The organism is Arthrobacter bambusae, from assembly GCF_022606295.1.
GTDB lineage: Bacteria > Actinomycetota > Actinomycetes > Actinomycetales > Micrococcaceae > Arthrobacter > Arthrobacter bambusae_A.
This window is the reverse complement of the sequence record NZ_JAHHZS010000015.1, coordinates 99,578-110,449: the sequence shown is the minus strand read 5'-3', so window position 1 is coordinate 110,449 and position 10,872 is coordinate 99,578. Positions and strand designations below refer to the sequence as shown.

Genomic DNA, 10,872 nt, shown 5'->3' with positions numbered 1-10,872 from the left:
GGGACGGCAACAACAAGCCCCGGGACACGGCATGTCCTCGACATCCGCACCCCCACCGGACACCACTACCGATCAACAGCCCGGCCCCTGCCAGGCACCGAGTCATCTGCCACCGTGCCACCACATTCCAAACACCACCGGAGGCTACTACGCCACCAAGCCAAGGCGCTGAAATACGCCCACGTCACCGAACTCCGAGTCGCTTGAGACTCCAGGCCGCCGTTGCTGCCCGGCATCCCTGGCTTCCGGGTCCTGGTTAGCCGGCCGAAGTTTGCTGCGGACCATGCCCCCCAGCGCCAAAAGCACGGTGCCAAAAATATCCGCCAGGAAGGTGCGCGTCGGCTAAAAAGCCTGCGTCAAGAAGGGCCTAGTCCAGGGGCCAGTCAGGTCGGCGTGGACACATCTTCGTTCGCATCGGGCCCGGGCGGCCTCAAGCGCTCCTGGGGCGGCAATCCACCGGCCCGTGCCTACAACGGCTGCCAGTGTCCGGGCGCCATCAAACACCACTATGCGGCCTTAGGAACCCTGGGGTTTCATGCGCATCCTGCGCAGGGCGGCTACCGCGAACACGACGGCGAGGGGCAGGGCGACGACGACGGCGCTCAGCCACGCCCCCGTGCCCTGCCAACCCTGGACGGCAGCGTTGAGGGCCAGGACCCCGGTCCCCGCCGCGGCCAGCAGGAAAGCCGCGGCCGCGAGCGACGGCGCGAGGCCTTCCGGGAGCGCGGCGTCGCGCGGCAGGAGCCGCCAGATAAGCAAGAGGACCAGGCCAAGCACCCCGAGGACCACGCGGTATTCGACCACCTCGCCCCAGTGGTGTTCAGCAGCGGCCTGGGCACAGTCGAGGCCAGCGTAAGGAGCCTCCAGAACCGCACACCTCGCGGCCGTGTAGGCCACGCCCGGGAGATCGCCGGCCACGAAGCCTGCGCCCCAGATCCGGCCGAACAGCTCCGATACGACGCCGCTCACGCCCACGGCGATCGCGCCAACAGCCGCGAGGCCAACCAAGGGTCGCACGAACGCTCGCAAAGGCAGCCTGGCGACGTCGCGAAGTGACGGGCGCAGGACCGGCGTCACGGTGCCGACCGGGCCGAAGCGGCGGACGGCCTCGCGCTCAGCGTCCTCCGGGTCCAAGCCTTGCCCACGGAGCCGGGCTGCGCATTCGCGCAAATGCGCCTCGGTCTCAGCGAGGAGCCTGCGCGCCGCGGCGGGATCGCCGTCGCGCGCAGCCACGAACAGCTCGTCGAGGTATGCGTCGATGGGCCCCTCGTCGGCCCCGGCGCTGTTCCCCGCGTTCACGATGCCGCCCCAAGAACGCCCCGCACCGCCGCCGAGAAGCCTCTCCACTCCTCCACCTTGCGGGCAAGCTCGGCGTGCCCGGCCCCGGTGAGAGCATAGACGCGACGGCGGCCGCCGTCGTCGTCCGCCCAGCGGCTCGCGACGCACCCCGCCGCCTCGAGCTTGTGCAGCGCGGGGTAGACCGAGCCCTCCTGAAGCTCAATCCGTGCGCCGCTGCGCTCGTGAATGCGCGCGATGAGCGCATAGCCGTGTGCCTCGCCCGCTCCGAGCGAGCTGAGCAGAAGCAGGTCAAGCTGTCCGTTTACTGAACTTCGTCCCATACCTAGAGAGTCTAGGTATGGGACGAACTGCTGACAAGATCAGAGGACCGGGTTATCCGCGGCTGTGTACCCGGACCCCTGCTACCCCTTGAAGACCGGCGCCCGCTTCTCCTGGAACGCACGGAAACCTTCGGCATAGTCCTCGGTCTTGCACAGCCGGGCTTGTTCGTCGTTCTCTTCGGACATGGCAGTCCACAAGCCCAGGCGCTGGTCGCGGATATGGGCTACGAGCTCCTTGCTCGCGGTGAACGCGCCGGTGGCACCCGCCGCGACTCGCTCCACGATGATCCGGGTGGCCTCCAGCAGGGCGTCGTCGGGCATGACCCGGCTGAACATTCCCTGCGCCACGGCCTCTGCACCGCTGATCAGGTCCGCGGTGTAGATGAGGTCCAAGGTCCGGTGCATGCCCAGGCGTTCCGTGAAGTACCAGTGCCCGCCCGAATCCAAAGTGGCGCCCAGCTTGGCGAACGGCGAACCGAACTTGGCAGTCTCCGCCACGTACACCACGTCCGTGGCCAGCAACAGGCCGAGCCCGACGCCGAGGCACGCGCCGTGCGCTGCCGCGAAGGTCGGGGCCGGGAAGGCTGCCATCTTCTTGAGCAGCGGCTCGACGAGCCCGTTCAAGTACGCCTTCGCGTCGTCGCTCTCCGGGGTCACGCCGGCAATGTCACGTCCCGCGCAAAAGGCGCGGCCCTCTCCGCGGAGGAGCAGCGCCCGCACCATCCCGCGGGAGGCGGCGGCAGCGGCGTCGTCGTACGCTCGATCCAGTTCGGCAAGCGCCGCCTCGTCAAGCGAGTTCAGCTTTTCCGGGGCGTTGAGGACAATTTCTGCGATGCCGTTGGCGATGGAGAGCTCGATCATTCGTTTATTCCTTAGACGTCGAAATCGACCGTGACGGATTCACTGGTGGGGTGGGACTGGCAGGTCAGGACGTAGCCCTTGTCCAACTCATCCTGCTCCAAGGCGTAGTTCTCGTCCATGCTGACAGTCCCGGAAACCAGTTTGGCGCGGCACGTGCCGCATACGCCACCGGCGCACGCGAACGGAACATCCGGGCGGACCCGCAAGGCGGCGTTGAGGATGGATTCCCGTGCGTGGGTGGGGCTGGCGACGTCGCCGGTCAAACCATCCAGCGTGAAGGTGATCTTGAACGTGTCCTTCGAGTCGTCCTCCACAACGGGGCGCCCGGCGTTGCCCTCGGGGCGGTCCGGGCGGCCGGTGGTGAAGAGCTCGAAGCGGACATGCTCGGGCTCAACCCCGCGGGCTGCGAGGGTATCCCGGCACAGCTGGACCAGTTCAAACGGCCCGCACAGGAACCATTCGTCCACGTCCTGCGCGTGGATGGCGGTGCCCAACAGTTGCTGCAGCTTCTCGGCGTCGATACGGCCCGTCATGAGCGGCGCGATGCGCTGCTCGCGGGACAACACATGGTGCAGCGCCAGTCGCGAGGGGTACTTGTCCTTCAGGTCCGCCAGCTCCTCGAGGAACATGACGTCCATCGCGGCCTTGTTGGCGTAGATCAGGTCGAAGCGCGTCTCCGGGTTCGCGGCCAGCAGCGTGCGGGCGATCGCGATCACCGGGGTGATGCCCGAGCCGGCGGCGATGGCCACGAAAGAACCGGCGTCGCCGAACTCCCCTGCCATGTTCTCCGGATTGTTCATGGAATTCATGACATTCTGCTGGACAGTCTTGCCGTCCTTGCCATGCTTCGAAATGAACGCGCCCATCGGGCTCATGACATCCAGGGTGTCGCCGGCCTTGAGCTCCGCATTCGCCCAGGTGGAGAAGATGCCGCCCAGGTCCTTCTTGATCGCCACGCGGATCTCGCTGCTTCCGTCCGCGAAGCTGCGCGGCTCTGCGCAGATGGAGTAGCTGCGACGGACCTCGTGGGGCTCCCCGCTCTCGTCCGGAAGCGTGGTCCGGAGCGCCACATACTGGCCGGGAAGGTAGTCGTACTGGCCGGCGAGTTCCGACGGAACATCGAACGTGACCTCGATGGCGTCTTCAGTCAGGCGGCGGACTTCCGAGACGCTGAGGGAATGAAAAGACGCACGACGGCGGCCGGTGGCCTGCGCTTGTTCGGCTGCGGTCTGGCGGACAACGGGCATGTCGGATTCCTTACAGGACTTTGAAGTAGTCGAACGGTTCCTTGCAGTCCTGGCAGACGAAGAGCGCCTTGCAGGACGTGGAACCAAAGCGGGTGAGTTCCTTGGTGTTCAGCGACGAACACTGGGGGCATTTCACGGCGAGGTTGAGCCGCACTTTGCCGGCATGTCCCCCGGCTGCTGCCCTTCCGGACGGCGGCGCGATGCCGTATTCCTGCAGCTTGGCCTTGCCGCGCTCAGTCATCCAGTCCGTGGTCCAGGCCGGAGCCAGGACGAGCTCGACGTAGACGCTCGGGTAGCCCGCTTTGTGGAACGCGGTCTTGAGGTCGTCGCGGATGGCGTCCATCGCGGGGCAGCCCGAGTAGGTCGGCGTAATGGTGACCTGGACCGCGGGGACCAGGCCGCCGTCGTCGAACAGTTGGACGTTGCGGAGGATCCCCAGGTCCTCGATGGTGAGGACGGGAATCTCGGGATCGCAGACCGTGGCGGCAATCCCCCAGGCCTTTTGCTCGGCGGTCTGTTTGGCCTGGGTTGGTGTCTCGTGAACGAACATGTCCACCGTCACCAGCTTGCGCCGGGGTGTTCGCGGGCCAGCACCTGCATCTCGGCCAGCAAGTAACCCAAGTGCTCGGAATGCTTGCCCTGGCGGCCGCCGCCCAAGGACTGGGGAATGCGTTCGAGGGCGAGTTCGTCGTCGAGGCCGGCTTCGCTCAGGATTTCTCCGGTGAGCTGGTCGAAGTCCGCGCGGAGGCTGGAGGGCTGCACGCCTGCTCCGCTTTCCGCGAGGCGCCCCGTGAGCTCGTCGTCTTCGAAGAGTTCTTCGACGTAGGGCCAGACGAGCTTGAACGCCCGGACGATACGACGGCGGGACTCTTCCGTGCCGCCGGCAAGCCGGAGGACCCACTGTGCGCTGTGGTCGCGGTGGTAGTCGACCTCTTTGAGTGCCTTCGCGGCGATGGCCGCGATGGTGGCATCCGTGGAACCGGTCAGCCGCTTGTAGAGCTCGAACTGGTAGTGGCTCACGATGAATTGCCGGGCGATGGTGACCGCGAAGTCCCCGTTCGGCTGCTCGAACAGGTGCGCTGAGCGGAACTCGTGCTCCCGGCGGAAGTACGCCAGATCGTCCTCGGACTTGTCCCATGCCGCGCCGGCGTAGGTCAGGAAGGAACGGGCGTGGCCGAGCTGGTCGAGGGCGATGTTGCCCAGGGCGACGTCTTCCTCGAGCTCAGGAGCCCGGGATATCCAGTGCCCCAGGCGCTGGGCGAGGATCAGTCCGTCGTCGCCGATGCGCAGGGCGTATTCCGCGACGTCGTCGCTCGGCTTGACTTGTCCCTTGCGGATTTCGAGGGCGATGTCCTCGGGGCGCAAGGCGTTTCCGGGGGTGATGCGCGTGGCGCTTGCGGAACCGTCTCCGGAAGCACCTGCGCCCTTGACGCCGACGGAAATATCGCCGTGGCCTTCAATGGAGAAGTCTTTGTTTTCGTTTTCGTTTACGGGGGCGGTCACAGGTGCTTCACGCCTTCGCTCTTGGTGTAATACGTCGCATGGCGGTAGTCCTTGCCCTGCGGGGACTCGAAGAAGGAGCCCTTGGAGTCCGGGTCACTCGAGGAAATAGCGTCGGCCGGAACCACCCAGATGGACACGCCTTCGTTGCGGCGGGTGTACAGGTCGCGGGCGTTGCGCAGCGCCATCGCCGCGTCGGGTGCGTGCAAGGATCCAGCGTGGACGTGGGACAGGCCGCGGCTGGAGCGGACGAAGACTTCCCAGAGGCTCCAGGGAGTTTCGTGGGGTTCGTTGGCCTGGTTCGCCTCTGGCGTGGCTGGGGTGCTCATGCTGCGTATTCCTTCTCTGCTTGCTTGCGGGCGTACTCGGCGGCCGCTTCGCGGACCCAGGCGCCGTCGTCGTGCGCTTCACGGCGGCGCTCAAGCCGCTGCGCGTTGCAGGGACCCTTCCCGGCGAGAACGTCTTTGAACTCGTTCCAGTCGAGGGGGCCGTGCTCCCATTTCTTGGTTTCTTCGTTGAAACGGATGTCCTTGTCCGGGAGCGTGAGGCCCAGGACCTTGACCTGTTCCACCATCATGCCGACGAAGCGGCTGCGGAGCTCGTCGTTGCTGAACCGCTTGATGTTCCAGGCCATGGACTGCTTGGAGTTGGGCGAATCATCGTCGGGTGGGCCGAACATCATCAGCGCCGGCGCGTACCAGCGGTTGACGGCATCCTGGGCCATCGCCTTCTGGGCGGGCGTCCCGTTGGACAGTTCAAGGAGGATCTCGAAACCCTGGCGCTGGTGGAACGACTCTTCCTTGCAGATGCGCACCATTGCGCGCCCGTAGGGGCCGTAAGAAGCACGGCACAGGGGAACCTGGTTGCAGATCGCGGCACCGTCCACCAACCAGCCGATCGCACCCATGTCCGCCCAGGAAACCGCGGGGTAGTTGAAGATGGACGAGTACCGGGCCCTGCCGGCGATCAAGTCGCTGGTCATCTTGTCCCTGCTCTGGCCAAGGGTCTCCGCGGCCGAGTAGAGATACAGGCCGTGGCCCGCCTCATCCTGGACCTTGGCCATGAGGATGGCCTTGCGCTTGAGGCTCGGAGCCCTGGTGATCCAGTTGGCTTCCGGCTGCATGCCGATGATCTCCGAGTGCGCGTGCTGCGAGATCTGGCGGAGCAGGGTCTTACGGTAGGCCTCCGGCATCCAGTCGCGGGGTTCGATGCGCGAATCCTCGGAGATGATGCGGTCAAAGTACGCCTGACCGGCCTGTTCCCGCTCAAGCTCTTCTGGGGACAGCTCAGCGGGCACAGACTGCAGATTCTGCGATGCCATGGTTGCTCCTAAATATTTACCGACCGTTCGTTCAGAATATGCGGAAGGCGCGAGATGCGTCAAGCGTTCGGGTCGCTTGGGGGCGTCAACCGAACGCTCGCTCACCTATACGGCCCTCTCCCCCAACGCCCGCTCACATATATGGCTCACTTCCCCGACGCCCGCTCACCTATACGGCCAAACGCCGGAACGCCCGCTCACATCAAGTGAGCGAGCGTCGGCAGAAAACGCCTCAAAGGTGAGCGAGCGTCTGAGGGGAACGGCACACAAGGCGTGACGACGGCGAAACGGGACTGCCGCCGTCGGGCGCCAAGGCATTGTTCCCAGCGCATCAGCCCGGACGCTCGCTCAGATATGGGGCCAAATGCCTGAACGCCCGCTCACATCAAGTGAGCGAGCGTCCGGGGAAAACAGCCTAAAGGTGAGCGAGCGTCCGGGGAGGCTAGGCGCTTAGGCTGACGCCGACGCCGGGACGAAGGCGGGTCGCGGCGTCAGTTGCTTCCGCGCCCAGCGGGCCAGCTTCTTGCCTTTGCCTTTCCACCAGCTGTCCTCGTCCTTGTCCTGGTGCCAGCGGAAGATGATCATCACGATCACGAAAACGCCCATGACCACGTCGGTCCAATTCCATTGGATTGCCTTCGCCAGGACGCTGACGCCCATGACGAGAATCGACGGCACCGCCAGGGTCCTGAAGATGGTGTTGGCGACGTAACGTCGATGCGATCGAGGCACGGACACGGCACGGACCATGTCGAAACACACGCACACCACCACCATTGCCTGGCCGAAGTCCATCAGGATCAGCCCGGGCAACGACCCGGCGAACATCGCTGCCGCGCTCAACGGACTGCCTCCGTCGCTGTGGAACTGACTGTGAGACGCGGGAAGGGCACAACGGAATTGCAGAAAGCACACATACGGATAACCCCCAGAGACCAGGAACTGCGTTTGAGACCAACTGAGTTCCATTGAATCGGCTGCCTCTAGGGCCGGTCACGAGTAGTGGGTACTCTAATTTGCCCGGTCGGCTACTTGCACGGCTGGCCGCTACCCGGTCCGGGATCCGGTCTTGCGGTGCCGGACTAATACAGCGCCGGCATGTCTGTCTGGGACGGCTCCTGGGGCGGTCCAGCCGGCAGTGCCACCGTGAAAGTGCTTCCGCTGCCGGGCTCGCTGCGGCAGGAGATGCTGCCTCCGTGTCGCTCGACGATGGACTTGGTGATGGACAGCCCGAGGCCGACGCCGGGAATCGCGGCCTGACGGGCGGCGTTTGTCCGGAAGAACCGGGTGAAGATCCTGGCGGACTCGTCAGTGGTCATGCCCATTCCCGTATCTTTCACTTCAAGCCGGACCCAACCGTCGTTCCGCTCCGCCCTGACGGTCACCAGTCCGCCACCGGGCGAATACTTGATGGCGTTGGACACCAGATTGTCCAAGGCCTGTCCCAGCCTCAAGGGGTCGGCGTTTGCCCACAGGGGTGCAGGAACGTCGGCGACGAGGCCCACGTGGGCGGCGTCGGCCTGTGCGCGTGCAGAAACCAGGCTATTTTCGACCAACCCTGCCAAATCCGTGCGCCTCAGATGTACGCTCTCTACTGCCGCGGCCGACGAGAGCAGGTCCTCCACCAGGGCCCGGAGCCGCTCGGCATTCCGCTCCGCAATTTCCAATCCAAGCCTTGTTGCTGGTTGGAGTTCCTGGGCGCCGCGCAGCACAAGATCGATGTTGCCCAAGATCGATGTGAGCGGAGAACCGAATTCGTGCGAAACGTTGGCAACCAATTCGTCTTTGGCGGCAAGGGCATCGACAACATCCGTCACGTCTTTGAATACGATCACCGCACCGCCAAACCCGTCGTCGACGTCGCTCTTCATACCCCGCGCGGCGGTTGAGATGACCCGTTGGTCGGTTCCGGCGCCGAACCAAAGGAGATAGTCGGAGAATGTTTCCCCTTGAACGGCTCTCCGAACGGGGCCCTTTTCAAGCGGAATCGGCGTCCGCCTGTCCTGGCCAAAAACGAGCCAGTCGCGTTCCGCGGGACCCCGTGAGCCTCCCGCGGGCATCGCCATCTTGAGGAACGCCTTTTGTTGATTGTTGATCAGGAGGGTTTCGCCCTTCGAATCGACGGCGACAATTCCGACGTCGATCGTGTCCAGGATCGTCTTGAGCAGCGTTTCCCGCTCCCGGCTGGCAGCCAACAATTGCCGCAGGGACTGGTCGCGCTGGCTTACCCGCCGTTGCTGGAGACGGGCATTGGAGCCAGCCAAGCGAATGGACACTGCCATTGCGAACATCATCAGCGGTAATAGCAGTACGGAAGAAATGTCCGACGGCGTGGGACGTGGCAAGTGGGTAACCACTGGCGGAAACGCAATGACAAAAGGACCCACAAAACTGAGGACCAGGCTTGTCTTCGAAAGCATGCCTGAGGCAGACAACCAGATCACGGGAAAGATAGCCAAAGTGATGAGGCCCGGTATTGCGCTGAAAGCGCCGTTTCGGGTGAACCAGAGGGCGACAAAATCCAAAACGGGGATTGCCAGGCCCGCGCTCGGCGACAACCCCTCCCAGGGAACCAGCAGGCAGCCAAGGAACAGCGCCCCATGAAGGAAAACCCCGGTAACAAACAGCCAATTCTGGATTAACCCTGGCCAAACAGTTGGGGCTGCGATCGCAAGGCCGGCGACGATGAGCGTTAGTGGTAATTCGCAGACAGCCAGGCGGGCACGAGGTGTGAGTTTTCGGAAGAAACGGGCGGCCGCGCGGAAAAATGGCTGCTCACTCAAAGTCAAGACCCTTCCTTGGAGAATCGCGAACCAATTACCGCTCCACGCGCTTCCCGAAGGAAGCACCCGGAGCCCACTATTCCCCCAAGGAACCACAATACGACGGCCCAAACCATCCAACTGGAAGTTCGAAGCATGCGCTTAATCCACATATTAGATGCCAGATGGCTTCAATGCTTGTATCGTGAGTATTTGGGTGGCATTTACCGCATTGCGCTGGGCTGTGCGGCGATGTGCACCCTCGAGGATGTTCTATGAGCGAGCCTGGGGTAGCTGTAGTCATTGAGGATGACGAAGACGTGCGAAATCTGGTCGATGCCATCCTTAAAGAAGCTGGATTTGTGGTGCACTCTGCCGCCACCGGACGCGAAGGCGTGGAGGTCGTGCGGGACCACCACGCCACCGTGGTGACGCTCGACGTCGGGCTTCCCGATATGGACGGCCACGAGGTCCTCCGTCGGATTCGGCAATTCAGCGACGCATATGTGGTGATGCTGACGGCCAGGCGCGACGAGCCGGACACGTTAACCGCGTTCCTGACCGGCGCAGACGACTACGTCAAGAAGCCGTTCCTGCCGCGTGAATTGCGGGCCCGGGTCACGGCCATGATGCGGCGGCCCCGCGCGGACGGCAGGCTTGCGTTGCTGGAGGAGGATCGCTCTGGTTCGGTGCCCGACGGCGGTGCTAACGCCGGCGCTGTTTCGAGAGGCGCCGACGGCGGCTCTGCCGGCGTCGACCATGCAGTGATCAAGCACAATGGCTTGGCACTGAACCACAAATCACGCACGGTGACGCTTCAAGGTTCAGCCGTGACGTTGACGCGAAGCGAGTTCGATCTGCTTCTCGACTTGCTTCGGGCCAATGGCGAGGTGCGCACCCGGGCTGACCTGGTGCGGGCGGCGCGCGGTGAGTACTACGACGACGATGCGTACATCAGCGACGCCGATGAACGGGCCGTTGAGACCCACATCGGGAACCTCCGCCGAAAGCTTCGTGAAGATCCACAATCGCCGCGCTTTTTACAGACTGTCCGAGGAGTCGGCTATCGCCTGACGCCGAAAAGTTCGGATTAGGCTGCGGCCGTCAATCGTTCCTGAGTACGTAGCTGTCCTTGAGTTCCTGGACCGTTAGGTGCCCGCATTCTGCAACTTTCTTCAGGAGCGGCCTGGCTTCACGCAGTTCGCTCTTTCGAATGCGTTCCTCCAGTTGCGCAGCAAGTACCGCGAGGCGGACGCCGCCAACCATGATGGAAGACGTCCTGAGGCTAAGGACTGCGTTCAGGGCTGCGGCCATGTCGCCGCGCTCGACGGCGGTTGCCAGGATTTCGTATCGCTTCGCCCAGAGTTTCGCGAAGTCGCCAGCGAACGTTCGCGCGATCAGCGGATTGTCCACTTGATCTTCCAGGAGTTGGAATTCAGCCAGGTCCAGAATGGGAAGTTCGATAAGCGGGACGACTGGCAGCGCAGCGGAGTCCCCGACGGAACCCGTATGGCTGGGGTCTGAATCCTCGTTGACCTCGCTTGAACCTGAACTGAACATAG

Annotated in this window: 13 protein-coding genes and 1 pseudogene; 3 read left to right on the top strand and 11 right to left on the bottom strand. The window is 64.0% G+C overall.

Annotated elements, in window-relative coordinates:
• Positions 1 to 207: pseudogene (locus KNN17_RS12360) on the top strand (hypothetical protein); the annotation flags it as partial.
• Between the two features lie 309 nt (positions 208 to 516).
• On the opposite strand, the gene KNN17_RS12355 reads toward KNN17_RS12360, so the two are convergent.
• The 10 genes from KNN17_RS12355 to KNN17_RS12310 all read right to left on the bottom strand — a co-directional run bounded on the left by KNN17_RS12355 (position 517) and on the right by KNN17_RS12310 (position 8,830).
• Positions 517 to 1,347, bottom strand: coding sequence for a permease prefix domain 1-containing protein (locus KNN17_RS12355; protein ID WP_241709366.1), 831 nt, complete (start codon positions 1,345 to 1,347; stop codon positions 517 to 519).
• On the bottom strand, positions 1,296 to 1,619 hold the full coding sequence (locus KNN17_RS12350) for a PadR family transcriptional regulator (RefSeq protein WP_241709365.1): 324 nt from the start codon (positions 1,617 to 1,619) through the stop codon (positions 1,296 to 1,298). The genes KNN17_RS12355 and KNN17_RS12350 overlap by 52 nt, the downstream gene beginning before the upstream one ends.
• An 81-nt stretch (positions 1,620 to 1,700) precedes the next feature.
• Positions 1,701 to 2,480 carry an enoyl-CoA hydratase/isomerase family protein gene (locus tag KNN17_RS12345; RefSeq protein WP_241709364.1) on the bottom strand — a complete coding sequence of 260 codons (780 nt, stop codon included), beginning with the start codon at positions 2,478 to 2,480 and terminating at the stop codon, positions 1,701 to 1,703.
• 11 nt (positions 2,481 to 2,491) lie between these two features.
• Entirely contained in the window at positions 2,492 to 3,727 is a 1,236-nt protein-coding gene (paaE, locus tag KNN17_RS12340) for a 1,2-phenylacetyl-CoA epoxidase subunit PaaE (protein WP_241709363.1), read from the bottom strand.
• Between the two features lie 10 nt (positions 3,728 to 3,737).
• A complete protein-coding gene (gene paaD / locus KNN17_RS12335; protein ID WP_078107749.1) occupies positions 3,738 to 4,277 on the bottom strand; it encodes a 1,2-phenylacetyl-CoA epoxidase subunit PaaD in 540 nt (179 codons plus the stop codon).
• An 8-nt stretch (positions 4,278 to 4,285) separates the two neighbouring features.
• Complete coding sequence (gene paaC / locus KNN17_RS12330; RefSeq protein WP_241709362.1) at positions 4,286 to 5,230, bottom strand: 1,2-phenylacetyl-CoA epoxidase subunit PaaC; 945 nt, start codon at positions 5,228 to 5,230, stop codon at positions 4,286 to 4,288.
• Complete coding sequence (gene paaB / locus KNN17_RS12325) at positions 5,227 to 5,556, bottom strand: 1,2-phenylacetyl-CoA epoxidase subunit PaaB (protein ID WP_241709361.1); 330 nt, start codon at positions 5,554 to 5,556, stop codon at positions 5,227 to 5,229. The genes paaC and paaB overlap by 4 nt, the downstream gene beginning before the upstream one ends.
• On the bottom strand, positions 5,553 to 6,548 hold the full coding sequence (paaA, locus tag KNN17_RS12320; RefSeq protein WP_241709360.1) for a 1,2-phenylacetyl-CoA epoxidase subunit PaaA: 996 nt from the start codon (positions 6,546 to 6,548) through the stop codon (positions 5,553 to 5,555). Before paaA ends, paaB begins: the two co-directional genes overlap by 4 nt.
• 450 nt (positions 6,549 to 6,998) lie before the next feature.
• A complete protein-coding gene (locus tag KNN17_RS12315; protein WP_308196806.1) occupies positions 6,999 to 7,391 on the bottom strand; it encodes a hypothetical protein in 393 nt (130 codons plus the stop codon).
• Between the two features lie 239 nt (positions 7,392 to 7,630).
• On the bottom strand, positions 7,631 to 8,830 hold the full coding sequence (locus KNN17_RS12310) for a sensor histidine kinase (protein ID WP_306874452.1): 1,200 nt from the start codon (positions 8,828 to 8,830) through the stop codon (positions 7,631 to 7,633).
• On the opposite strand from KNN17_RS12310, the gene KNN17_RS22550 reads away from it, so the two are divergent.
• Together KNN17_RS22550 and KNN17_RS12305 are read left to right on the top strand one after the other, a co-directional pair.
• Complete coding sequence (locus KNN17_RS22550) at positions 8,817 to 9,152, top strand: hypothetical protein (RefSeq protein WP_308196805.1); 336 nt, start codon at positions 8,817 to 8,819, stop codon at positions 9,150 to 9,152. The two genes, KNN17_RS12310 and KNN17_RS22550, sit on opposite strands and share 14 nt — an antisense overlap.
• Before the next feature lie 433 nt (positions 9,153 to 9,585).
• Complete coding sequence (locus KNN17_RS12305) at positions 9,586 to 10,404, top strand: response regulator transcription factor (protein WP_241709359.1); 819 nt, start codon at positions 9,586 to 9,588, stop codon at positions 10,402 to 10,404.
• A 10-nt stretch (positions 10,405 to 10,414) separates the two neighbouring features.
• Here the strand turns inward: KNN17_RS12305 and KNN17_RS12300 are convergent, their stop codons facing one another.
• Positions 10,415 to 10,870, bottom strand: a complete 456-nt coding sequence (locus tag KNN17_RS12300; RefSeq protein WP_241709358.1) for an Hpt domain-containing protein — start codon at positions 10,868 to 10,870, stop codon at positions 10,415 to 10,417.
• Positions 10,871 to 10,872: the final 2 nt, after the last annotated feature.

Bases quoted from the DNA above. Each gene is read 5' to 3' on its own strand.
- KNN17_RS22550 (WP_308196805.1), top strand. From the start codon at position 8,817: ATGGACACTGCCATTGCGAACATCATCAGCGGTAATAGCAGTACGGAA.
- KNN17_RS12345 (WP_241709364.1), bottom strand. From the start codon at position 2,480: ATGATCGAGCTCTCCATCGCCAACGGCATCGCAGAAATTGTCCTCAAC.
- paaA (WP_241709360.1), bottom strand. From the start codon at position 6,548: ATGGCATCGCAGAATCTGCAGTCTGTGCCCGCTGAGCTGTCCCCAGAA.
- KNN17_RS12300 (WP_241709358.1), bottom strand. From the start codon at position 10,870: ATGTTCAGTTCAGGTTCAAGCGAGGTCAACGAGGATTCAGACCCCAGC.
- KNN17_RS12350 (WP_241709365.1), bottom strand. From the start codon at position 1,619: ATGGGACGAAGTTCAGTAAACGGACAGCTTGACCTGCTTCTGCTCAGC.
- paaB (WP_241709361.1), bottom strand. From the start codon at position 5,556: ATGAGCACCCCAGCCACGCCAGAGGCGAACCAGGCCAACGAACCCCAC.
- paaE (WP_241709363.1), bottom strand. From the start codon at position 3,727: ATGCCCGTTGTCCGCCAGACCGCAGCCGAACAAGCGCAGGCCACCGGC.
- paaD (WP_078107749.1), bottom strand. From the start codon at position 4,277: ATGTTCGTTCACGAGACACCAACCCAGGCCAAACAGACCGCCGAGCAA.
- KNN17_RS12305 (WP_241709359.1), top strand. From the start codon at position 9,586: ATGAGCGAGCCTGGGGTAGCTGTAGTCATTGAGGATGACGAAGACGTG.
- KNN17_RS12310 (WP_306874452.1), bottom strand. From the start codon at position 8,830: ATGGCAGTGTCCATTCGCTTGGCTGGCTCCAATGCCCGTCTCCAGCAA.